Genomic DNA, 22,940 nt, shown 5'->3' on the forward strand with positions numbered 1-22,940 from the left:
CCTTACGCTTTGGAGTTCAATTCTTCGATGGTATGGAAGTGGTTGGTATAAATGCAGATATCCCCTGCAATATCCAACGCTTTCTCAGCAATCTCGCGTGCACCAAGCTCGGTGTTTTCCAGCAGAGCGCGTGCAGCAGCCTGGGCGTAGGGACCGCCGGAGCCGATGGCAATCAGATCGTTTTCTGGCTGGATGACGTCGCCGTTACCGGTGATGATGAGCGATGCCGTTTCATCTGCGACGGCCAGCAGCGCTTCGAGTTTGCGCAGCATACGGTCTGTACGCCAGTCTTTTGCCAGTTCAACGGCAGCCTTCACCAGGTGGCCCTGGTGCATTTCCAGCTTGCGTTCAAACAGTTCAAACAGCGTGAATGCATCCGCAGTACCGCCCGCAAAGCCCGCGATGACTTTGTCGTTGTAAAGACGGCGGACTTTCTTCACGTTGCCTTTCATTACGGTGTTACCCAGTGTGGCCTGACCATCACCGGCGATTACCACATGGCCGTTACGGCGTACGCTTACTATTGTTGTCACGAGCAGACCCCTTGGTTACAAATGCAATGTACAGGCCCCGCACAGTATGCGGGGCGTAATGCAAGTATAGATGGGGGGGATTTTGGGGGTTTCAACCCCCAGTGGCGAGTCGAATGCAGTTTGTGTGACCAGCAACCTTCAGGCGGCTGATGGTGTTGTCGGCATTCTCTTTGCCTTTGACCGGACCAATGACCACGCGATTCCAGCCGTTATTGGTGGTAATACGCGAGTTGAACCCTTCAAAGGCCAGCTGCGCGCGCACGGTTTCTGCCTGCTCAGCGCCTTTAAATGACCCGCACTGAACCATCCAACGGCGTTCATCTTTTTTCTCCGCCGTCTGTTTTGGCGGTTGCGTTTCATTCGTTATTGGCGCGGCCGGTTGCGTTTTCGGCTGAGCGGCGGTGGTATGCGCAGGCGTTTGCAGCAAATCCTGATACGGCTGTTGCGCCGCCGGTTTTGGCTGTGCTTTCGGCTGCTGTACCGGCACGGTTTGCGCCGTACGCGTTTGCGGCTGCTGGTAAGGCTGTTCCGCTACCCGTGGTTGCGTGCGCGGCTGTTGAGCCTGCTGCTGCGTGTTGGCCCATTGCTGTTGCTGTACCTGACGCTGGCGCTGCAACGTTTGCTGACGCTGTTCAGGCGTTTGTTCGTTCCACGGCACTTCGTTGAGCTGCGTTGGCTGTTGACGCATATCAGCCTGCATTTGCGCCAATAGCTGGCGCTGCTCATTGGTTAGCTGATCGGCGTTCAGCACCTCGCCGCCGGCAGACGGTTCGGTAGGCGCACGTACGCCAGGCTGACGGCTTTCCAGCTCTTTAATGTATCGCCAGCGCTCTTCCGGTTTTGGCGGGATGCCATTACCGGTGACTTTCTGGTTTTGCAGCGTTTCGGACTCTTCTTTCTTGTGATGCGTAATGAAGTACAGACCACCGATAAAGGTCACGAGTACGGCTGCAGCAATAGCAACCATTGCGGGCGATACCGCAGGCGTATTGCGTTGTTTTTTCCGTGATGTGCTCTTCTTGCGCCGCGAAGGTGCCGGTTGGCCGCGACGTACATAATCTCGTTGTGCCACTATCGTTTCGCTGTATTTATTCGTTCGTCAGCCCGCCATGTTACTTAAGCGGCGGGCCTTTGACCAGACAGGGGAGTCCGAAAGCACTTTACTTTACGTCAGTGCCCGGGTAGTGCCCCGAATAATAAGCTCGCAGTCCAGTAATCGTGAGCCACTGCTGACGTTCTGTCCTTGTAATTGATCGAGCAGTAACAGCATAGCTTCACGTCCGATATCGAAACGCGGCTGTGCGACGGTTGTCAGGGGTGGATCACAAAATTCCGCGAGCGAAATGTTATCGAAGCCGATAATCGATAAATCGTCGGGCACCTTCAGACCCTGACGTTTGGCGTAAGAGAGGGCGCCAAGCGCCATGACATCGCTGTGACAAAAGACCGCGGTAGGCGGCTGTGGTAGCGCCAGGAGCTGTTTAAGCGCATTGGCCCCCGCTTCATAGGTAAAGTCACCGCGCGCGATGAAATGCGGATCGACCGTAATTCCGCTGCGACGTAGTGCCTGAACGTAACCTTGCAGACGATAATGGCACAGCGGCATATCTTCGGGCCCGGCGATACAGCCAATGCGTTTATGCCCCAGTTCCAGCAGATAGTTCATCGCGTTGAAGGCGGCGGTGAGGTTATCAATGTGCACGGTGGGCAGTTCCAGCTCTGGCGCGAACTCGTTGGACATAACCATCGGTGGCAAGTTGCGTTGCTCTTCCACGCTGGCATCAAACGGCAGGCGCGAGCTGAGCAGCACCATGCCATCGATCTGCTTGGTAATTATGAGGTTAAGGAAGGTTTTTTCCTGCTGGTTCTGGTGCGCGCAATCGCCGATAAGCACCAGATATCCCTGTTCTGCGGCGGTGACTTCGATGCCACGAATCACTTCGCTAAAAAACGGATCGCAGATATCCGGCACAATCACCAGAATGGTACGCGACTCATTACGCTTAACGTTACGTCCCATTGATTGGGGTAAATATCCCACTTCAAGCGCTGCCTGCTCAACCTTGTTACGGGTTGACTGCGAGACTTTGTCTGGGTTCATTAATGCGCGGGATACGGTTGCCGTTGAGACTTTCGCCTTCAGAGCAACATCTTTCATCGTAGCGGCGGCAACCTGCTTATTCGGTTTCACTCTTTCTCCTCGCCAGAGAGCTGCTGGCACAGACTCGTCCTTGAATAGCCTTCATCTGAAACATTTTTATCAGATAGTGAATGGAAGCGGTTACAGAATTTTCATAAAAAGTGTGATGGATATTTAATTTTACGATCCGCCTCGCATCGTGAGGGATTATCCCTCGATGGGATCGACATCCAGCACCCATTTAACCTTACGTGCATCGGGTAACGTATTAATCAGCGCCAGCGTTCCGCTGACGATATGCTGCAGGCGAATTCGCGACGGGTGCTGCAACAAAATTTGCCAGCGATAGCGACCGCCACGTTTGGGCGCCAGGGCGGGAACTGGGCCTAACACCCACAGTTTTTCATCGGCCAGCGGACTGGCCTGAATCAGATTTCGTAACTGCTGTAAGAACATCGGCGCATGCTGGTTGTTGTGATCTTCTGCCCGCACGATCACATGGCTGGTCCATGGGGGAAGCTGGAGCGTTTGTCGCTCTGCCAGCGCCTGCTCGGCAAAGGCGTCATACCCTTTATACAGCAAGGTTTGCAGCAGCGGATGTTCAGGGTGGTGCGTTTGCAGTACCACTTCGCCCTGCTTCCCGGCGCGGCCAGCACGCCCGGAAACCTGCGTGTAGAGCTGGGCGAAGCGTTCTGCCGACCGGAAATCTGCGGAGAACAGCGCGCCGTCAACGTCCAGCAGCGCCACCAGGGTGACGTCCGGGAAATGGTGGCCTTTCGCCAGCATTTGCGTGCCGATCAGGATTCGCGCGCCGCCGCGATGCACTTCTGCCAGATGTTGCTCCAGCGACCCTTTGCGGCTGGTAGTGTCGCGATCGATGCGTGAGATTGGCACGCCGGGGAAAAAAGGCGCCAGAGCCTGCTCAAGCTGTTCGGTGCCGAGTCCTACCGGAACCATGTGCGTTGAGCCGCAGGAAGGGCATTGACGCGGTATCGGACGCTGACTGTCGCAATGATGGCAGCGCAGATGGTGTTGCGCCTGATGCAGCGTGTAGTAGTGATCGCAGCGCGGGCATTCAGCAATCCAGCCACAGTCGTGGCACAGCAGGGCAGGCGCAAAACCCCGGCGGTTTAAAAACAGGATCACCTGGTTATCCGCTTGCAGATGCTGACGCATACGGGCGATAAGCGCAGGGGCGAGCCCGGCCTGTACCTGCTGACCCTTGAGATCCAGCACGTGCTGAGTGGCTGGGCGTGCATTCCCGGCACGGCGCGTCAGGCGCAACATGCGGTATTTTTTCTGCCGCACGTTGCACAGCGTTTCCAGCGCAGGGGTGGCTGAGCCGAGAATGATGGGAATTTGTTCGCTATGGGCGCGATAAACCGCGAGGTCGCGCGCATGATAACGCCAGCCTTCCTGCTGTTTATAAGAGCTGTCGTGCTCTTCGTCGATGACAATCACGCCCAGATTTTTAAACGGCGTAAACAGCGACGAGCGCGTGCCGATAACAATTGCCGCTTCACCATTTTTCGCCTTCAGCCATGCCGAAAGACGTTCACTGTCATTTAAACCCGAGTGCAGGACTTCGACCGGCGCATTGAAGCGTTCGCGAAAACGGGCAATAGTTTGCGGCGTCAGGCCAATCTCCGGCACCATTACCAGCGCCTGTTTGCCCTGGGCGAGCACATTTTCCAGTACGCTTAAATAGACCTCTGTTTTACCCGATCCCGTCACGCCCGCTAATAGCCAGGCGCTAAAACTGTCTGATGTGCTGTGGATCGCCCCGACGGCGGTGGCCTGTTCGGTATTCAGCCGCAGACGCTCACCGGAAACCGCGTAGTGCGTACGCCAGTCGCTAAAGCCTGGCGTTTCGCTCGCCAGGGAGCACAGCCCTTTTTTCCGCAGTGCCTGTAATGCGGCGTCATTAAATTCCAGTTCAGCCACCTGGTCGCGCCAGATTTTTCCCTGGCGTAGCGCAGCCAGCGCCTGTTGCTGCTTGGGAGAACGCTTCAGGCTGTTGAGGTCAATAACCTGGCCTTCTTCAGTGGCAAACCAGTACCACATGGGCGCGTTTGTCGCCGGACGTCCCTGGCGCAGTAAAATTGGCAGAGCGTGAAACAGTACGTCACCGATAGGATGATGATAATAATCCGCCGCCCACAACAGCAGACGCCAGACAGAGGTTGAGTAGACCGGTTCGCTGTCCAGCACTTCGAGAACGGCTTTCAATTCGCTCCGCGGTAGTTCACTGTGCTCGCTGACGGACAGGACGATACCCACGCGCTCCTGCTGCTTGCCAAAAGGCACGCGTACACGACACCCGGCTTTGGCGCTCAAGCCTTCCGGCAGGAGGTAGTCAAAGGTGCGAGGTAGCGGAACAGGTAAGGCAACGTGCGCAACGGGCATTGAATCATCCTGACTTGAAATCTGGCGGGTTAGTATACACATTAGTGGAGGGTAGAATGCGGATCAGTTTGCATGAGCAGGTTAATTTCTGTATGATTCGCCGCCTTTGATACAAATTTGTATCACTGACCTATACTATTAACATCGCGTGGTGTCTGGCGTTAGGGCTGGAAGAGCGACGCGGCCTTAAACCGAGGTTTTCCCATGAAAAAAGATATTCACCCGAAATACGAAGAAATTACTGCAAACTGCTCTTGCGGTAACGTCATTAAAATCCGCTCTACTGTCGGTCACGATCTGAACCTCGACGTGTGCAGCAAGTGCCACCCGTTCTATACTGGCAAGCAGCGTGATGTTGCTACCGGTGGCCGTGTTGATCGCTTCAACAAGCGTTTCAGCATCCCAGGCAGCAAGTAAGTTTCAGCTGTCAGAAAAAAAGCGCCTTATGGCGCTTTTTTTGTATCTGCGCTTGAAGACTAAAATTTATATTGATGTGTTGAATGATGTTTTTTGTTTAATAAATGAAACAGTGTTTTTATTTTTTTAGGTAAAATGTTTCTAGTAGTGATCTGCGTCATTTTTATCTTCTGATTTCTGCCACTCATGCCAATTGTTGGCAAAATACCAAAGGTTTCTGCTTTCTTTCTAAAATACACTTTCGTGGAAATATAAAATTATTCTTAATCCTTCATCGTTTCCCATTAATGGACGGGACGAGATGGGGAATTTCCGTTGTTGAGTGTGAAGAGGGATTGTCATGAAATTTAAATCTGCGTTATTACTGATTCCATTATTCTCTGCGGCCGCACAAGCGGGTTATGTTGATTACCGGCATGAATATTATGACGATGGGCGTAATTACGATCGTGTTTATATGTCTCACCGTTTTGCGACTGGTTTTGGTGTCGCAGTCGAAGCCATTTCACGTTCCGAAGATACGCAATCTAATGATGCGTGGAATAATATGGAAAGTAATGGCAACGAGTATACTGCAAGCTACCAGTTTACCTGGCGGGATCTTATCTGGCAGCCAGGTATTGCGATCGAAACGGGCGATAACATCACGATTTATAAACCTTATATCCGCGTGCAGTACAACATTAACGACAGCTGGTGGACCGCGTTCCGCTATCGTCAGGAGTACATGCGCAGAAACACTGACGGCAAAGATGACCGCATGGTCTATCGTCCGGAAGCCTGGCTTGGTTATAACGTCAATGACTGGATGTTTGAGTTAAATGGTATTTATAAAATTGCCGATAGCGAAGATTTATATAACAACCGGAAAGATGATTATGAATATAACTTCCGCGTGGCGTATAAACTAGGCTCCTGGGTTCCATTTGTTGAGGTTGGTAACGTTTCCTCGGGTTATAACACAACAACGACAGACGATCGTCAGACCCGTTATCGTGTCGGTCTTGGTTATAACTTCTAACCGGTAATAGCTTTCATATCGACTGATTACATCGATAAGCATAGTTTGTGTGAATAATATGTCTAAGGAGTTGACATCATGTCTAATGATGGAACTATTATCGGAAATAATGAACCCACTGCCGTCAGACCTTTCGGAATTCGAGATAAAATTGGTTATTTATGTGGTGACCTCGGAACCTGTTTTATTCTTGGCTTGGTTAATAGTTTTCTAATGATTTATTACACTAACGTCCTCGGTATTTCCGGCGTTATTGTTGGCTCACTCTATTTTGTGACCAAACTCTTTGATGCGTTCGTTGATGTTGGTGTAGGGCGCTTATGCGATACCTCTAAATTGACGGTACATGGACGTTTTAACCCGTGGGTGCGTCGCATGAAGTATCCATTTTGCATCATTGCAGTTGTCCTGTTCCTGCCGTTTGTGAATGATTTTTCTTATACGGCGAAAATTATCTACATCTGTTGCTCCTATTTCATTTACGGTTCGCTGTTATCGACCGTGAGTATTCCGTACGGTGCTATGTCTGCGGCGATTAGCTCGAATCCGGATGATCGTGTCTCGCTGTCAACCTGGCGCAGCGTTGGGTCAGCTATCGGCGGTGGGGCAACCGGCTTTTTCATCCCGATCCTGATGTACACCACCCTGGTGGACGGAAGCCAGGTGATTTCCGGGCAACACTTCTTCTGGATTTCCATTGGTTGCGCAGTGCTGGGCTTTATCTTTTTATCCTTGACCTGTCAGTTAACGACCGAACGCGTGCGCGTGGAGAGAAAAGAGAGCATGCCCGTTTCGGTGTTGCTGAAGGGACTGGTACGCAATAAGGCGCTGATTGTTTTAGTGGTTGTGGATTTGCTGATTGTGATTAATCAGGGATTGTCCGGTACCAATATGACTTACCTGTTTAATGACTATTTCCACAATAAAGAGGCGATGTCAGTCGCGTTGCTGTTTACCTTTGGTTCCCTGGTTTTGCTGGCACCATCGGCATCCTGGCTCACAAAGCGGTTTGGTAAAAAAGAGGCCAGCGTCGGCGCGCTACTCTTTGCAGTAGCGATGTATTTGATTATGTACTTCATCCACATTACCGACGCGAAAGTCTATTTGGTTTTCCTGTTCCTGGCGACGTTGGGGGCTGGACTATTCAACCTGATGATTTGGGCGTTTATGACCGATGTGTGTGATTATCACCAGTATGTCACCGGCGATCGCGAGGATGGTACCGTCTATGGTGTGAACTTCTTTGCCCGCAAGGTTGGTCAGGCGTGTGCAGGAGCCATTGGCGGCTTTATGTTGGCCATCATTGGTTATCAATCATCGTCAACAGGTGGCGCTGTGCAAACCAGCATTGTGCAGGAAAACATCTATACGATGGCGAATCTTTTACCGGCGTTATGCCTGTTTTTGGCCGCGGTTATTCTGATTTATTTCTATCCATTGAACCGTAAAGAGACGCTCAAAATGGAAGAAACATTGAATAAACTTAATGGTATCAGTAAGTAACATAGCGAGAAGCGGCGGGAGCAATCCCGCCTTTTCTCATCTGTTCTAACAATCAGTATTCCCACGTTTCCGGGTTGATACCCAGTTCACGCATGATTACCTTTGCTTCTTCCGGGATTTCATCACTGCGTTCTTTACGCAGGTCTTCATCGTTGGGTAATGGTTGCCCGGTAAAAGCATGCAGAAACGCTTCACACAGCAGTTCGCTGTTGGTGGCGTGGCGCAGGTTGTTCACCTGACGACGCGTGCGTTCATCGGTAAGGATTTTTAACACCTTCAGAGGAATGGAAACCGTAATTTTTTTGACTTGCTCACTCTTCTTACCGTGCTCAGCGTATGGGCTGATATATTCGCCGCTCCATTCAGCCATGAGATACCTAATCCTCTTTGTCATTAATATTGAGGCCAGAACCTGAGCCCGGACCATAATTGTGCGTAGTTTATCGTAGTGGCGCGGCCCTGACACGAAGTAGCCGACGCAGATGTACGCTAATGCATATAATTTTAACGGCTATTTCCAGTTTGCTCAATCTATACGCAAAGAAGTTTAGATGTCCAGATGTATTGACGGCTATAGTAACAATGATTACTCTGGTGCCTGACTTTTCACCGACTCAGCCAGGATCTTCTCAATATGACGCGTAAACAGGCCACCATCGCAGTGCGTAGCGGGTTAAATGACGACGAACAGTACGGTTGCGTTGTCCCGCCGATTCACCTCTCCAGCACCTATAACTTTACCGGATTTAATGAACCCCGTGTTCATGACTATTCGCGTCGCGGCAACCCAACGCGTGATGTCGTTCAGCGTGCGCTGGCGGAACTGGAAGGTGGTGCAGGTGCTGTACTGACCAATACTGGCATGTCGGCGATTCATTTGGTGACCACTGTCTTCCTTAAGCCTGGCGATCTGCTGGTTGCACCGCACGACTGCTACGGCGGGAGCTACCGACTGTTTGACAGTCTGGCAAAACGTGGCTGTTATCGCGTACTGTTTGTCGATCAAGGCGATGAACAGGCGTTGCAGGCGGCGCTGGCAGAAAAACCGAAGCTGGTGCTGGTAGAAAGCCCAAGCAACCCGCTGCTGCGCGTGGTGGATATTGCGAAAATCTGCCGGCTGGCGCGCGACGCTGGCGCGGTCAGCGTGGTGGACAACACTTTTTTAAGCCCGGCACTGCAAAATCCACTGGCATTAGGCGCCGATCTGGTGTTGCATTCATGCACGAAATATTTAAACGGTCACTCAGACGTGGTGGCTGGTGTGGTTATAGCCAAAGATCCGGAAACGGTCACTGAACTGGCATGGTGGGCGAATAATATTGGTGTGACCGGCGGCGCGTTTGATAGTTATCTGCTGTTGCGCGGCCTGCGTACTTTGTCTCCTCGTATGGAGGTGGCGCAACGTAATGCTCAGGCGATAGTCGATTATCTGCAAACTCAGCCGCTGGTGAAAAAATTGTATCACCCGTCATTGCCGGATAATCAGGGCCATGAGATTGCTGCGCGTCAGCAAAAAGGCTTTGGCGCGATGTTAAGTTTTGAACTGGATGGCGATGAGCAAACGCTGCGCCGTTTCCTCGGCGGGTTGTCATTGTTTACGCTGGCGGAATCGTTAGGGGGCGTTGAAAGTCTGATCTCCCACGCCGCAACTATGACACACGCGGGCATGGCACCAGAAGCGCGTGCTGCTGCCGGAATTTCCGAAACGCTGCTGCGTATCTCCACCGGTATTGAAGATGGCGAAGATTTAATTGCCGACCTGGAAAATGGCTTCCGGGCTGCAAACAAGGGGTAAACATGAGTGTGATTGCGCAGGCAGGGGCGAAGGGTCGTCAACTGCACAAATTTGGTGGTAGTAGTCTGGCAGACGTGAAATGTTATCTGCGTGTCGCAGGCATTATGGCGGATTACTCGCAGCCTGATGACATGATGGTTGTTTCAGCCGCAGGCAGTACCACTAACCAGTTGATTAGCTGGCTGAAATTAAGCCAGACCGATCGCCTTTCTGCGCATCAGGTTCAACAGGCGTTACGTCGCTATCAAAGTGAGCTTATCAGCGGTTTGTTACCTCCCGAGGTGGCGGATGGACTGATTGGCGCGTTTATTCACGATCTGGAACGCCTGGCCGGGTTACTCGACAGCGGCGTGAACGATGCCGTCTATGCTGAGGTTGTTGGGCATGGTGAGGTATGGTCCGCGCGTTTGATGTCTGCCGTCCTTAATCAACAGGGGCTGGAGTCGGCCTGGCTGGATGCGCGCGATTTTTTACGTGCTGAACGCGGTGCCCAGCCGCAGGTAGATGAAGGTCTTTCTTACCCATTACTGCAGCAACTGTTGGCGCAGCATCCGGGTAAACGCCTGGTGGTTACCGGCTTTATTAGCCGCAGCAATGCCGGTGAAACAGTGCTACTGGGGCGTAACGGTTCTGACTACTCGGCGACGCAGGTTGGTGCGCTGGCGGGCGTTTCCCGAGTAACTATCTGGAGCGATGTCGCTGGGGTTTACAGCGCGGATCCGCGTAAAGTAAAAGACGCCTGTTTGCTGCCGCTGCTGCGTCTGGATGAAGCCAGCGAGCTGGCGCGTCTGGCGGCACCGGTTCTCCATGCCCGTACCTTACAGCCGGTTTCCGGTAGCGATATCGATCTCCAGTTGCGTTGTAGCTATACCCCAGAGCAGGGTTCAACGCGTATTGAGCGAGTACTGGCCTCCGGTACCGGGGCGCGTATTGTGACCAGTCATGATGACGTCTGCCTGATCGAGTTTCTGGTTCCGACTGGCCAGGATTTTAAGCTGGCTTATAAAGAGATTGACCAGGTTTTAAAACGTAGCCAGGTGCGTCCGCTGGCAGTGGGCGTGCATCCTGACCGCCAGCTATTGCAATTTTGCTACACCTCCGAAGTCGCTGACAGCGCGCTGAAAATTCTGGATGAAGCTGGCCTGCCAGGCGAGCTGCGTCTGCGCCAGGGGCTGGCGCTGGTGGCGATGGTCGGGGCGGGCGTCACCCGTAATCCGCTGCACTGCCACCGTTTCTGGCAACAGTTGAAAGGTCAGCCGGTTGAATTCACCTGGCAGTCGGAAGAGGGCATCAGCCTGGTCGCGGTACTGCGTACTGGGCCAACGGAGAGCCTGATTCAGGGTCTGCATCAGTCAATCTTCCGTGCTGAAAAACGCATTGGTCTGGTGTTGTTCGGCAAAGGTAACATTGGGTCGCGCTGGCTGGAGCTGTTCGCTCGCGAGCAGAGCACGCTCTCGGCGCGTACCGGATTAGAGTTTGTGCTGGCGGGTGTGGTTGATAGCCGTCGTAGCCTGCTGAATTACGAAGGGCTGGATGCCAGCCGCGCGTTAGCTTTCTTTGATGACGAGGCGGTAGAGCAGGATGAAGAGTCTCTATTCCTGTGGATGCGTGCTCACCCGTATGATGATTTAGTGGTGCTGGATGTGACCGCGAGCGAGCAACTGGCGGATCAGTATCTGGATTTTGCCAGCCATGGTTTCCACGTCATCAGCGCCAACAAACTGGCCGGGGCGAGCAGCAGTAATAATTACCGCCAGATTCATGACGCTTTCGAAAAAACGGGTCGCCACTGGTTATATAACGCCACCGTGGGTGCAGGTTTGCCGATCAACCATACCGTGCGCGATCTGATTGATAGTGGCGATACTATTTTGTCGATCAGCGGGATCTTCTCCGGCACGTTGTCGTGGTTGTTCCTGCAATTTGATGGCACGGTCCCATTCACCGATCTGGTGGATCAGGCATGGCAACAGGGTCTGACTGAACCCGATCCGCGCGTAGATCTTTCCGGCAAAGATGTGATGCGTAAGCTGGTGATTCTGGCGCGTGAAGCGGGTTACGACATCGAACCGGACCAGGTTCGCGTGGAATCGCTGGTGCCTGCGCATTGTGAAGAAGGCTCTATTGACCATTTCTTTGAGAATGGCGATGAGCTGAACGAGCAGATGGTGCAGCGTCTGGAAGCGGCGCGTGAAATGGGGCTGGTGCTGCGCTATGTGGCGCGTTTTGATGCTAACGGCAAAGCTCGCGTTGGTGTTGAAGCGGTTCGCCCTGAACACCCGCTGGCGGCGCTGTTGCCGTGCGATAACGTATTCGCCATAGAGAGCCGCTGGTATCGCGATAACCCGCTGGTGATACGTGGACCGGGCGCGGGCCGTGACGTCACCGCTGGGGCGATTCAGTCTGACATCAACCGTTTAGCGCAGTTGCTGTAGTTTGTGTTGCCGGATAGCGCTTACGCTTATCCGGCTTACATATGGCATGAACCGTAGGCCCGGTAAGCGGCAGCGCCACCGGGCAAATCGCGCTGGGTGATCAGGGTGTTGTATTGCTCCGCCAGCGTCCTTATCGTCTGAAACACCGAATGAGCCGAGTAACGGGCGCTATCCCGAAACTCCGCCTGCTGCTGTAACCAGACGAGAAAATGGTGGCCTGCCGCCAGTGTGATTGACGCCCCTTTTTCAACCTGACCCTCCGTTAACAGACACACCATTTTGCGTGTGTCGCCTTGTTGCCAAATTTGCCACTGGTTTCGCCACCACCCCTGCCAGGTTTTACCCAGTAATCGCCAGGGCAGTGTGCACTTATCGCTATTGATCTCTTCATCAATAAACCAAAGCGAAGCGTGATGATCGCGATATTGCTGCGCCCATGCGGTAATCGCCGCGCCGCGCAGAAAACATTCGTGGGCAATAATGTGCGTTTTTACCTCAGGCCAGAGATGGCTCAGTATGCGGAAATGTCCGTGCGCGGTAATGACCGGGCGTAAAACTGCGCCATTGGCATTTCGTTTGAGCATGGCACTGCCGTACTGGATTTCATCAAACTGGCTGCGGCGTAAAAACAGGGTTTCCCTCTGTCTTACTCGTTCAACGATATCGTCATGAATGACCGCGGGTTCAACGTTGTTACGCCAGCGGTATCGTAATGTATCCCCTACGAGATGGGGCGTGAAATTACTGGAAATATGCAAAATATTGCCGCGAATAGCGTCAAAACTGAGTAATACATAAAGTTTCTGGTCGGTGCAGGCTCCCTGAAAAGGGACGATTAAGGGAACCGTCGCTATTTGTTCTGGTGGAACAATGGTGGTGAGCGGCTGCTGCTTTGGTGTCCAGACATGTTTGCAGCTCCGGCACTGAACGCGTTGGCTGCCCTGAGGATTATGCCCATAGAGGATGGTTTCCCGCTGATAACATAGTGGGCAAAAATGACCGCTTTGGGCGGCAAAATCCGTTAAATATGCTGACAACCACCCACCAAACTGTTCCTCATTAAACAGCGGGGGATAGCTGCCGCATGCCCGGCAATGCAGCGCAGCATAACCCAACCGATACTCGGGCCAGCTGTAATCTGGTGAGCTCGCCAGCCCCAGATTTTTACAGCCGAAGGACTTACAGCAATTGATGGTGAACAGTGACGTCATCGTATTACCAACGATTTTTAATGGTCGTTGATTTTGACCCGCGACTATCACCAGTGGATGTGAGTTTTCTCACATAAAAAAACCTTTCAGAACGTAACGTAGCGATTCTTTATATGACTGAAAGGGATTGATTATGAAGTTAAAAATGCTTGCTGTTGGTGTTCTGGTATCGTTGCCGCTTTGGGCGAGTGCCAAAGATGTCACGATTATCTATACCAACGATCTTCACGCCCACGTTGAACCTTATAAAGTCCCATGGATTGCTAATGGCACGCGTGATATTGGTGGTTGGGCTAATATCACGACGATGGTGAAGCAGGAAAAAACGAAAAATAGCGCCACCTGGTTTTTTGATGCCGGTGATTATTTTACCGGGCCGTATATCAGCAGCCTGACCAAGGGTAAGGCGATTATCGATATCATGAACACCATGAATTTTGATGCTGTCACCATGGGTAATCATGAATTCGATCACGGTTGGGATAACACGCTACTACAACTGAGTCAGGCGAAATTCCCCATCGTGCAGGGTAATATCTTTTATCAGAACAGCAGCAAAATGTTCTGGGATAAGCCTTACACCATTATTGAAAAAGATGGCGTGAAGATTGGTGTGATTGGCCTGCACGGCGTGTTTGCTTTTGATGATACGGTTTCTGCTGCGACACGTGTCGGTATTGAAGCGCGGGATGAAGTGAAGTGGTTGCAACGCTATATCGATGAGCTTAAAGGTAAAGTCGATCTCACTGTGGCGCTGATCCATGAAGGTACGCCAGCGCGTCAGTCTAGTCAGGGAAGTACAGATGTGCGCCGTGCATTGGATAAAGACATCCAGACCGCAGGTCAGGTAAAGGGGCTGGATATCCTGATTACCGGCCATGCGCATGTGGGCACGCCGGAGCCGATTAAAGTCGGTAACACTCTGATTCTTTCTACCGACAGCGGCGGTATTGATGTGGGTAAACTGGTGCTGGATTATCAGCAGAAACCGCATCAATTTACCGTGAAGAACTTCGAGCTGAAGACCATTTATGCTGATGAGTGGCAGCCAGACCCGCAGACGAAACAGGTCATTGATGGCTGGAATAAAAAGCTTGATAAGGTGGTACAACAGACGGTTGCAAACTCTCCGGTTGAGCTGACGCGTGCTTACGGTGAATCTTCTTCGTTGGGCAATCTGGCGGCAGATGCGTTGCTGGTGGCGGCAGGTAAAGATACTCAATTAGCGCTCACTAATTCGGGCGGTATCCGTAATGAAATCCCAGCAGGTGCTATCACGATGGGTGCAGTCATTAGCACCTTCCCGTTCCCCAACGAGCTGGCAACAATGGATCTCACCGGTAAACAGTTGCGTAGCCTGATGGAGCACGGCGCGGGTTTAAGCAACGGTGTATTGCAGGTGTCCAAAGGACTGGAGATGAAGTATGACAGCAGTAAACCAGTCGGTCAGCGCGTCACCGTACTAACGTTAAACGGTAAACCGATTGAGGATGCCACGGTTTATCACATTGCCACCAATAGCTTCCTGGCAGACGGCGGTGATGGCTTTACGGCATTTACCGAAGGAAAAACGCGAAATACCTCCGGAGGTTACTATGTCTCTAATGCTGTCGTTGACTATTTCAAAGCGGGAAATACGCTGACGGATGAGCAGCTTAAAGGCATGCGTGTGGCAGATGTGAAACCATAGTGAGCTCAGGCCAGCAGACAATCCGCTGGCCTGTTGTTTTAGCCTCTGTGAGAGGCAAACACCTCTTTCGCGGCGAACAAACCATTGAGTGCGGCAGGGAAGCCGGCATATACGGCCATCTGCATAATCACTTCAACGATCTCATCCTGCGTTAAACCAACGTGTAATGCCGCGCCAATATGCACTTTCAACTGCGGGGCGGCATTGCCCATTGCCGTTAAAGCGGCGACAGTGGCAATTTCCCGGCTGCGCAGGTCCAGACCTGGACGTGCATAGATGTCGCCAAACGGAAATTCCAGCAGGTAGCGGGCAAAATCCGGCGCGATATCCTTCAGGCTCTCAACGACGGCCTCTCCCCCTTTACCATCTACCTGTTGCAGCATTTTCTGGCCGGTAATAAAACGTTCTGATTCCATGATTTTTCCCTCGTAGGTGTGGCGTATGGCGAGAGAATAGGGGGCGTAGAATGATTTGGATAATACCGTTTCCGTGATACCTTTTCGGTATGACAACATCGCCATTACACTCTCTGGATATTCGTCTACTGCGCTACTTTTCCGTAGTAGCGGAAGAGAACAATATGAGCCGGGCTGCGCAGCGCTTGTTTATGTCGCAACCACCGTTGAGCCGCCACATTCGCCAGCTTGAAGATCGCCTGGGGGTCACGCTGTTTGTCCGTCATACCCGTGGATTAACGCTGACGGAGGACGGCCAGCGCGTACTTGAAATGGTACGCCCGCTGCTTGATCTTCAGGACAAAACCTACGCTGCGTTGAGTCAATTAACGCAAGTCGGGGAGCCATCTCTGCGCTTAGGGTTAAGCACGGCGTTTGAACAGGGCGTTTTTGCTGCGCTTGAGTCACAGCTGACTACGCATGCGCAGAAGCGACATATTGTCCGTCATGGTTCGCCTGAACTCGCGCGTATGGTGCGTCGTGGAAAGCTGGATGCCGCGCTGGTGGCGTTACCGCTTGAGACTTCGGGGCTTAGCGTCACGCCGCTCGGCTGGCAAGAATCGATGATCGTCGCCTTACCCGCGCTCTGGCCAGAGGCGGCGCTGTCGTCACTCTCATTAAAGTCGCTGAGCCACCGACCGCTGTTCTGGTTCAAACGTGAACGTAACCCTGCCTTTTTTGATTACACCCGACATATTTTTAGTCATGCTGGTTACTCTCCTGCCTGTATTGAAGAACCGCTGGAACATGATGTGTTGTTGGCGCGGATCGCGCAGGGTGAAGGTCTGAGTCTGCTTCCGGCCTCTTTTTCCGCTATCCAACGTCGGGGGGTGATATTCCTGCCGCTTACCGATACCGAATTGCGTATTAGCACGGGGCTGCTGATGCTGCCTGAAAACGTAAAGAAATTAGAGTGGCTGCAGACGGTCATGGCGCAATCCCTCATCAATTCAGACTGATGTGAATTTTTTTCACGTTGACTGAGTATTCCTCACCTTTAGCGATGATTTTTGTGTTGACGCCAGCATGCTTTTCCGTCATTTTTACATCTAGACGTCTAAACGTATAGCAGTTCACAACACAACATATAACGACAAAAGATTGATGAGGTAAGGTATGAGCTTTTTTCACGCCAACCAGCGGGAAGCCCTGAATCAGAGCCTGGCAGAAGTTGCCGGTCAGATTAACGTTTCATTTGAGTTTTTCCCGCCGCGCACCAGTGAAATGGAGCAAACCCTGTGGAACTCCATCGATCGCCTGAGCAGCCTGAAGCCGAAGTTTGTTTCAGTCACTTACGGTGCAAACTCTGGTGAGCGCGACCGTACGCACAGCATTATTAAAGGCATTAAGGATCGCACGGGTCTTGAAGCAGCGCCGCACCTGACCTGTATTGATGCGACCCGTGATGAGCTGCGTACCATTGCTCAGGACTACTGGAACAACGGTATTCGTCATATTGTTGCCCTGCGCGGTGATTTGCCGCCGGGAAGCGGTAAACCGGATATGTATGCTTCTGACCTGGTGACGCTACTGAAAGACGTTGCAGACTTTGATATCTCCGTTGCGGCTTACCCGGAAGTGCACCCGGAAGCGAAGAGCGCTCAGGCTGATTTGCTGAACCTGAAGCGTAAGGTTGATGCCGGTGCGAACCGGGCGATCACCCAGTTTTTCTTCGATGTAGAAAGCTATCTGCGTTTTCGCGATCGCTGCGTGTCTGCGGGTATCGATGTGGAAATTATTCCGGGTATCCTGCCAGTCTCCAACTTTAAGCAGGCGAAAAAATTTGCCGACATGACCAACGTCCGCATTCCGGCGTGGATGTCGACCATGTTTGATGGTCTGGATGATGACGCGGAAACCCGCAAGCTGGTGGGCGCTAATATCGCCATGGACATGGTGAAGATTCTCAGCCGCGAAGGGGTGAAGGATTTTCACTTCTATACCCTTAATCGTGCCGAGATGAGCTACGCTATTTGTCACACACTGGGTGTAAGACCGAACTAAACAGATCCCAGCCCTCTACGGAGGGCTTTTTGTTGATCATTTTGATCTACATCTCTGTAACGTAAAATATAAAAGGAATTAGCTATCGAATCTGTGGGTTATTTCGACTATATCTTATCACTGGTGGTGTATATCGTAGTCAGAACACTGTAAAGGGAGCATATAGATGAGCATGTCCGACGATAGCCAGAACACATCAACTGCCGGTAAGTGTCCTTTTCATCAGGGCGGTCACGACCAGAGCGCGGGAGCAGGAACGAACAACCGCGACTGGTGGCCAAATCAACTGCGCGTTGATCTTTTAAACCAACATTCCAACCGTTCTAACCCGCTGGGTGAGGACTTCGACTACCGCAAAGAGTTTAGCAAACTCGACTACTCTGCCCTGAAAGGGGATCTCAGAGCCCTTCTGTCCGAATCTCAACCGTGGTGGCCCGCTGACTGGGGAACCTATGCTGGATTGTTTATCCGCATGGCATGGCACGGTGCAGGGACCTATCGCTCCATCGATGGACGCGGTGGCGCGGGTCGCGGACAGCAGCGTTTTGCACCACTGAACTCCTGGCCGGACAACGTAAGCCTTGATAAAGCGCGTCGTCTGCTGTGGCCAATCAAGCAGAAATATGGCCAGAAAATTTCCTGGGCCGACCTGTTTATCCTCGCGGGTAACGTGGCGCTGGAAAACTCAGGCTTCCGCACCTTCGGCTTTGGTGCTGGTCGTGAAGATGTCTGGGAACCGGATCTCGACGTAAACTGGGGTGATGAAAAAGCCTGGCTGACTCACCGTCACCCGGAAGAACTGGCCAAAGCGCCGTTGGGCGCAACCGAAATGGGCCTTATCTATGTGAACCCGGAAGGGCCGGACCATAGCGGCGAACCGCTTTCAGCGGCAGCAGCTATTCGCGCGACCTTCGGTAATATGGGTATGAACGACGAAGAAACCGTGGCGCTGATTGGCGGTGGTCATACGTTGGGCAAAACCCACGGAGCTGCACCGGCTTCGCACGTAGGCGCCGATCCTGAATCCGCACCGATTGAAGCACAAGGCCTGGGCTGGGCGAGCAGCTACGGCAGCGGCGCGGGCGCGGATGCCATTACATCCGGTCTGGAAGTGGTCTGGACGCAGACGCCAACCCAATGGAGCAACTATTTCTTCGAGAACCTGTTCAAATACGAGTGGGTACAAACCCGCAGTCCGGCAGGCGCTATTCAGTTTGAAGCGGTTGACGCGCCAGAAATTATTCCTGATCCGTTTGATCCATCGAAAAAACGTAAGCCGACGATGCTGGTTACCGACCTGACGCTGCGTTTCGATCCTGAGTTCGAGAAAATCTCCCGCCGTTTCCTGAACGATCCGCAGGCGTTCAACGAAGCGTTTGCTCGTGCGTGGTTTAAACTGACGCACCGTGATATGGGGCCAAAAGCGCGTTACATCGGACCGGAAGTGCCAAAAGAAGATTTGATTTGGCAAGACCCGCTGCCACATGCGTTCTTCAACCCAAGCGAAGAAGATATCCTGAAACTGAAAGCGACCATTGCCGCTTCCGGGCTGTCCGTGGGCGAACTGGTATCAGTAGCATGGGCGTCGGCATCGACTTTCCGCGGTGGGGATAAACGTGGCGGCGCTAACGGTGCGCGTCTGGCGCTGGATCCACAGCGCAGCTGGGATGTGAATGCCACCGCAGCACGCGTTCTGCCTGTGCTGGAAGGGATTTATAAGTCTGCCCATACCGCCTCGTTGGCCGATATTATCGTGCTGGCCGGGGTTGTTGGTATCGAGCAGGCGGCAAGTGCTGCGGGCGTCAGCATTAAGGTACCTTTTGCGCCGGGCCGCGTGGATGCGCGCCAGGATCAAACGGATATTGAGATGTTTGAACTGCTTGAGCCGATCGCCGATGGCTTCCGTAACTACCGCGCCCGTCCTGACGTATCGACCACCGAGTCGCTGCTGATCGATAAAGCACAGCAGCTGACGCTAACCGCACCGGAAATGACCGTGCTGGTGGGCGGTATGCGCGTACTGGGCACCAACTTTGATGGTAGCCAGCACGGTGTCTTTACCGATCGTCCAGGCGTACTCAGCACTGACTTCTTCGTCAATCTGCTGGATATGCGCCATGAGTGGAAGGCGGTTGATGAGTCACAAGAGCTTTTTGAAGGTCGTGACCGTCTGAGCGGCGAAGTAAAATACACCGCAACCCGCGCCGATCTGGTATTTGGTTCTAACTCTGTATTGCGCGCAGTGGCTGAAGTTTATGCCTGCAGCGATGCCCACGAGAAGTTCGTGAGAGATTTCGTGGCCGCATGGGTGAAAGTGATGAACCTGGATCGTTTCGATCTGCTGTAACAGACGATGCCGGATGCCGCTTGCGCGGATCCGGCATGGTAGGAATAAAAAAATCCCCGCATTTGCGGGGATTTTCTATTTGCAGGTTATTCCCACTCTTGCAGGTAACGTTGACCGTACTGGTCAGCCACAAGCAGGGCGGCATACACCTGGTCCGGCGTTGCGCCGCCAGGCATGTTGTGGATGGTTTCGCCTTCGGCACAGGCTGCCTCAGCCACAATGCGCATTTTCGCCTGAATATCCTGTTTGATATCCAGTTGCGCCAGGGTAATCGGCAAGCCAACGGAATGGCACAGCGCGGCAACGGTTTCTATTTCATCGACTGGCGCGTTTTCCAGCACCAACTGCGTCAGCGTACCGAAAGCCACTTTCTCGCCGTGGTAATAATGATGTGCATCCGGGATTGCGGTCAGACCGTTATGAATGGCGTGAGCCGCTGCCAGACCACCGCTTTCAAAACCGACGCCACTCAGATAGGTGTTGGCTTCAATAATGCGCTCCAGTGCTGGTGTAACCACGTGCTGCTCTGCAGCCAGCATCGCTTTTTCACCTTCTTCGATCAGCGTATTGAAGCACAGCTCCGCCAGCGCCAGTGCGGCCTGAGTGCATTGACCACCCGCCATGGTTGTTGCGCCGCTGCGTGAGCAGGCGCGTGCTTCAAACCAGGTTGCCAGCGCATCGCCGATACCTGCTGCCAGCAGACGCGCCGGTGCGCCCGCGACAATTTTGGTATCAACAATGACCCTGTCCGGGTTGTTCGGCAGCAGCAGATAGCGGTCAAATTCACCGGCATCAGTGTAAATGACGGACAGTGCGCTACACGGTGCATCGGTGGAGGCGATGGTTGGCGCAATGGCGACCGGTACACCCATAAAGTGCGCCAGCGCTTTGGCGGTATCCAGCGTTTTACCGCCGCCGATACCGAGCACGGCCCCGCATTGCGCTTTTTCTGCCACGCCACGCAGGCGGTCGATTTCGTTTTGCGAACATTCGCCGCCAAATGGTGCAATTTCCAGCGCCAATCCGGCGTCATGGAAGCTTTTTTCCAGCGCAGGTTGGGCAAAGCCTAAGACAAACTTGTCCCCAACGACCAGCCAGCGCTCTGCCAGTGGTTTGAGGTAGCTGCCAAGACGGGTAATAACATCAGCACCCTGGATGTACTTACCAGGTGATTGAATAATGCGATCCATACTTTATTTCCCTCACAGGTTGATGTGACCAAATGCGTTGTTCCAGTCCTGCTCAAACTTCTCTATCGCTGACTCTACCGCAGGGGTATTGAGCATTTGTTGCGCTACGTCTAATGGCAGGGTGATTGCTTCACATCCTGCCAGCAAGCAATCCAGCGCCTGGCGCGGAGTTTTAAAGCTGGCCGCCAACACCATGCTGTTCGGTGTATGCAGTTCCAGTAACGTTTGCAGTTCCTGTACCGTGCGAATTCCGTCGCCGCCCTGCGCGTCGATACGGTTAACGTAAGGCGCGATATATTTCGCTCCTGCCAGCGCAGCCAGTAGCCCCTGAGAAGCACTGTAAACGGCGGTTCCCAGCGTGGTGATACCCTCTTTTTTCAGCATCTTGATCGCGGCCAGACCTTCGGATGTCACCGGGATTTTCACTACCAGACCGGGCACCGCATTGCTCAGGCGTTTAGCTTCTTCCACCATGCCCTGCGCATCCCGGCTCATGGTCTGGGCAAACAGAATGCCCTCTTTGCCAATGGCGTTCTGCAGGCGTGGCAGCACATCCCAGATGGATTCTGTGCTTGCTGCCACAATGCTTGGGTTGGTGGTGACGCCCGCGATAGGGAAGATGCGGGCCAGACGTTCGACTTCCGCGACGTTGGCGGTATCAAGATAAAGTTCCATACAAAAACACCCTCTACGTTTTCCGTTAGCTGCCCGTTGCCGGGTTGCTTTGCTATGCACAGAATAAGAGTGTTTCGTCACGCGGTGCTATCTGACAAATCTGTCAAAAGCTGGATAAATGTAATATGTCTATAAAAGTGAGAGATACCTCACATGTAAGTGATATGTGATGGTATATGTTTTTTGATAATACAAAAATCCAGTAAATATTACCTTTGTCTCCGTTTTCTGTCCCAGTATGCGAGTATTACTGGTCAGTTTTTTTCTCCGTCAACTGGCTGTGATACTGCCGACGATACTCTGACGGCGAACGTTCAGTATTCTTGCGAAACAGGCGGCAGAAGTAGTTGCTGTCAATAAACCCACAGGTGTGCGCCACGTCTTTGATCTTCAGCTCGTAACCCTTTAACAGCGTTTTTGCGTGTTCCAGTCGCGTGTGGTTCAGGTATTCGTTAAAACCGATAGCGCCCGTTTTTTGAAACAGGTGGGAGAGGTAATTGGGTGAAATGTAAAACGCCTGTGCGACGGATTCACGGGTGAGCGGTGAAGCGTAGCGTTCGTCAATATAGCCGCGAATGGCGTCGAAAAGCGCCTGACTACGTGATGCGGTTTGGATCTGGCTGCCGAGCAGATCGCGACAGTGGCTCAGCAAGCTCGCAACGATTAGCCTGGCCGTTTGCTGCTCCTGCGGCTGCATTTGCATCTCATGGAGCGTTTGCAGCAGAAAAGAGCCAATACGCGGCCCACGCCGAGCGACGTTCTGGTGGGTAAGGTTTTGATATTGCTTGCCGTCCCATTGGACGACGCTGAAACCCAGTTGCTGTTTGCCGAACAGAATGCTGAGTGTCGTGACCGGTGTGGCCCACTGCGGAATATTCCAGCCGCCAGCCGGAACAAACAAGACATCGCCGGGGGTAAGCACCTTATCGATGCCAGAATCCGCAAATTCACCTTCCAGCACAATTTCCAGCCGGGGAAAATCGACCTGATACGCCAGTTCCGGCGTTGTGCTATTGGTGCTGGCGAAATAAATCTGCCGCAGCGGCGTGGGGCCGTTAATCAGGCGGGAGAGAAGATGGCTGACGTCGTGATACATGTTAATCCCTTGCAGGCAGCAG

19 protein-coding genes are annotated in these 22,940 nt (G+C 52.8%); 9 read left to right on the forward strand and 10 right to left on the reverse strand.

All coding sequences use genetic code 11. The features are described from left to right. Positions 1-2: 2 nt before the first annotated feature. From hslV to priA, 4 genes are all read right to left on the reverse strand, one after another. A complete protein-coding gene (hslV, locus tag C2U41_RS23615; protein WP_003028805.1) occupies positions 3-533 on the reverse strand; it encodes an ATP-dependent protease subunit HslV in 531 nt (176 codons plus the stop codon). Positions 534-624: 91 nt separating this feature from the next. Further along, positions 625-1,605, reverse strand: a complete 981-nt coding sequence (gene ftsN / locus C2U41_RS23620) for a cell division protein FtsN (protein WP_071684741.1) — start codon at positions 1,603-1,605, stop codon at positions 625-627. A gap of 93 nt (positions 1,606-1,698) precedes the next feature. Next, complete coding sequence (cytR, locus tag C2U41_RS23630) at positions 1,699-2,724, reverse strand: DNA-binding transcriptional regulator CytR (protein ID WP_003028807.1); 1,026 nt, start codon at positions 2,722-2,724, stop codon at positions 1,699-1,701. 156 nt (positions 2,725-2,880) lie between these two features. Beyond that, positions 2,881-5,079: a primosomal protein N' gene (priA, locus tag C2U41_RS23640; RefSeq protein ID WP_048216988.1), complete on the reverse strand. Its 2,199-nt coding sequence runs from the start codon at positions 5,077-5,079 to the stop codon at positions 2,881-2,883. 204 nt (positions 5,080-5,283) lie between these two features. On the opposite strand from priA, the gene rpmE reads away from it, so the two are divergent. The 3 genes from rpmE to C2U41_RS23655 all read left to right on the forward strand — a co-directional run bounded on the left by rpmE (position 5,284) and on the right by C2U41_RS23655 (position 8,020). Next, positions 5,284-5,496 carry a 50S ribosomal protein L31 gene (rpmE, locus tag C2U41_RS23645; protein WP_003028810.1) on the forward strand — a complete coding sequence of 71 codons (213 nt, stop codon included), beginning with the start codon at positions 5,284-5,286 and terminating at the stop codon, positions 5,494-5,496. A gap of 340 nt (positions 5,497-5,836) precedes the next feature. After that, positions 5,837-6,517, forward strand: coding sequence for an oligogalacturonate-specific porin KdgM family protein (locus C2U41_RS23650; protein ID WP_003028811.1), 681 nt, complete (start codon positions 5,837-5,839; stop codon positions 6,515-6,517). 78 nt (positions 6,518-6,595) lie between these two features. Then, a complete protein-coding gene (locus C2U41_RS23655) occupies positions 6,596-8,020 on the forward strand; it encodes an MFS transporter (protein ID WP_048216987.1) in 1,425 nt (474 codons plus the stop codon). Positions 8,021-8,072: 52 nt separating this feature from the next. Here C2U41_RS23655 and metJ read toward each other — a convergent pair whose 3' ends face one another. After that, on the reverse strand, positions 8,073-8,390 hold the full coding sequence (gene metJ, locus C2U41_RS23660) for a met regulon transcriptional regulator MetJ (protein WP_003028816.1): 318 nt from the start codon (positions 8,388-8,390) through the stop codon (positions 8,073-8,075). Positions 8,391-8,654: 264 nt separating this feature from the next. Here metJ and metB point away from each other — a divergent pair, with 264 nt between their 5' ends. Both metB and metL read left to right on the forward strand, forming a co-directional pair. After that, positions 8,655-9,815, forward strand: coding sequence for a cystathionine gamma-synthase (gene metB / locus C2U41_RS23665; protein WP_048216986.1), 1,161 nt, complete (start codon positions 8,655-8,657; stop codon positions 9,813-9,815). Between the two features lie 2 nt (positions 9,816-9,817). Beyond that, positions 9,818-12,250, forward strand: coding sequence for a bifunctional aspartate kinase/homoserine dehydrogenase II (gene metL, locus C2U41_RS23670; RefSeq protein WP_003028820.1), 2,433 nt, complete (start codon positions 9,818-9,820; stop codon positions 12,248-12,250). A gap of 35 nt (positions 12,251-12,285) precedes the next feature. On the opposite strand, the gene C2U41_RS23675 is transcribed toward metL, so the two are convergent. Continuing rightward, positions 12,286-13,461 (reverse strand): hypothetical protein, encoded by a 1,176-nt coding sequence (locus C2U41_RS23675; protein ID WP_048216985.1) that lies wholly within the window; start codon positions 13,459-13,461, stop codon positions 12,286-12,288. 133 nt (positions 13,462-13,594) lie between these two features. On the opposite strand from C2U41_RS23675, the gene C2U41_RS23680 reads away from it, so the two are divergent. Continuing rightward, positions 13,595-15,151, forward strand: coding sequence for a bifunctional metallophosphatase/5'-nucleotidase (locus C2U41_RS23680; RefSeq protein WP_048216984.1), 1,557 nt, complete (start codon positions 13,595-13,597; stop codon positions 15,149-15,151). A 38-nt stretch (positions 15,152-15,189) separates the two neighbouring features. On the opposite strand, the gene C2U41_RS23685 is transcribed toward C2U41_RS23680, so the two are convergent. Next, positions 15,190-15,567, reverse strand: coding sequence for a carboxymuconolactone decarboxylase family protein (locus C2U41_RS23685; RefSeq protein ID WP_003028825.1), 378 nt, complete (start codon positions 15,565-15,567; stop codon positions 15,190-15,192). Between the two features lie 89 nt (positions 15,568-15,656). On the opposite strand from C2U41_RS23685, the gene C2U41_RS23690 reads away from it, so the two are divergent. The 3 genes from C2U41_RS23690 (at position 15,657) to katG (ending at position 19,957) form a co-directional block, all read left to right on the forward strand. Next, the gene (locus tag C2U41_RS23690) at positions 15,657-16,565 is read left to right on the forward strand and encodes a LysR family transcriptional regulator (protein WP_048216983.1); all 909 of its coding nucleotides are present in this window, start codon (positions 15,657-15,659) and stop codon (positions 16,563-16,565) included. Between the two features lie 157 nt (positions 16,566-16,722). Continuing rightward, complete coding sequence (gene metF / locus C2U41_RS23700) at positions 16,723-17,610, forward strand: methylenetetrahydrofolate reductase (protein ID WP_003028830.1); 888 nt, start codon at positions 16,723-16,725, stop codon at positions 17,608-17,610. Between the two features lie 166 nt (positions 17,611-17,776). Next, entirely contained in the window at positions 17,777-19,957 is a 2,181-nt protein-coding gene (gene katG / locus C2U41_RS23705; RefSeq protein ID WP_048216982.1) for a catalase/peroxidase HPI, read from the forward strand. Between the two features lie 86 nt (positions 19,958-20,043). On the opposite strand, the gene gldA is transcribed toward katG, so the two are convergent. From gldA to C2U41_RS23720, 3 genes are all read right to left on the reverse strand, one after another. Then, complete coding sequence (gene gldA / locus C2U41_RS23710; RefSeq protein ID WP_048216981.1) at positions 20,044-21,147, reverse strand: bifunctional L-1,2-propanediol dehydrogenase/glycerol dehydrogenase; 1,104 nt, start codon at positions 21,145-21,147, stop codon at positions 20,044-20,046. Between the two features lie 12 nt (positions 21,148-21,159). Continuing rightward, on the reverse strand, positions 21,160-21,822 hold the full coding sequence (gene fsa, locus C2U41_RS23715) for a fructose-6-phosphate aldolase (RefSeq protein ID WP_048216980.1): 663 nt from the start codon (positions 21,820-21,822) through the stop codon (positions 21,160-21,162). 247 nt (positions 21,823-22,069) lie between these two features. Next, positions 22,070-22,918: an AraC family transcriptional regulator gene (locus tag C2U41_RS23720; RefSeq protein ID WP_044701855.1), complete on the reverse strand. Its 849-nt coding sequence runs from the start codon at positions 22,916-22,918 to the stop codon at positions 22,070-22,072. Positions 22,919-22,940 lie beyond the last annotated feature (22 nt).

Origin of the sequence: Citrobacter freundii complex sp. CFNIH4, from assembly GCF_002934505.1 — a bacterium.
Taxonomy (GTDB): domain Bacteria; phylum Pseudomonadota; class Gammaproteobacteria; order Enterobacterales; family Enterobacteriaceae; genus Citrobacter; species Citrobacter freundii.

Coding starts and splice junctions, on each gene's coding strand:
- C2U41_RS23685 (WP_003028825.1), bottom strand. CDS start 15,567: ATGGAATCAGAACGTTTTATTACCGGCCAGAAAATGCTGCAACAGGTA.
- C2U41_RS23655 (WP_048216987.1), top strand. CDS start 6,596: ATGTCTAATGATGGAACTATTATCGGAAATAATGAACCCACTGCCGTC.
- katG (WP_048216982.1), top strand. CDS start 17,777: ATGAGCATGTCCGACGATAGCCAGAACACATCAACTGCCGGTAAGTGT.
- rpmE (WP_003028810.1), top strand. CDS start 5,284: ATGAAAAAAGATATTCACCCGAAATACGAAGAAATTACTGCAAACTGC.
- metJ (WP_003028816.1), bottom strand. CDS start 8,390: ATGGCTGAATGGAGCGGCGAATATATCAGCCCATACGCTGAGCACGGT.
- C2U41_RS23720 (WP_044701855.1), bottom strand. CDS start 22,918: ATGTATCACGACGTCAGCCATCTTCTCTCCCGCCTGATTAACGGCCCC.
- gldA (WP_048216981.1), bottom strand. CDS start 21,147: ATGGATCGCATTATTCAATCACCTGGTAAGTACATCCAGGGTGCTGAT.
- priA (WP_048216988.1), bottom strand. CDS start 5,079: ATGCCCGTTGCGCACGTTGCCTTACCTGTTCCGCTACCTCGCACCTTT.
- metB (WP_048216986.1), top strand. CDS start 8,655: ATGACGCGTAAACAGGCCACCATCGCAGTGCGTAGCGGGTTAAATGAC.
- metL (WP_003028820.1), top strand. CDS start 9,818: ATGAGTGTGATTGCGCAGGCAGGGGCGAAGGGTCGTCAACTGCACAAA.
- C2U41_RS23650 (WP_003028811.1), top strand. CDS start 5,837: ATGAAATTTAAATCTGCGTTATTACTGATTCCATTATTCTCTGCGGCC.
- metF (WP_003028830.1), top strand. CDS start 16,723: ATGAGCTTTTTTCACGCCAACCAGCGGGAAGCCCTGAATCAGAGCCTG.
- C2U41_RS23680 (WP_048216984.1), top strand. CDS start 13,595: ATGAAGTTAAAAATGCTTGCTGTTGGTGTTCTGGTATCGTTGCCGCTT.
- C2U41_RS23675 (WP_048216985.1), bottom strand. CDS start 13,461: ATGACGTCACTGTTCACCATCAATTGCTGTAAGTCCTTCGGCTGTAAA.
- fsa (WP_048216980.1), bottom strand. CDS start 21,822: ATGGAACTTTATCTTGATACCGCCAACGTCGCGGAAGTCGAACGTCTG.
- C2U41_RS23690 (WP_048216983.1), top strand. CDS start 15,657: ATGACAACATCGCCATTACACTCTCTGGATATTCGTCTACTGCGCTAC.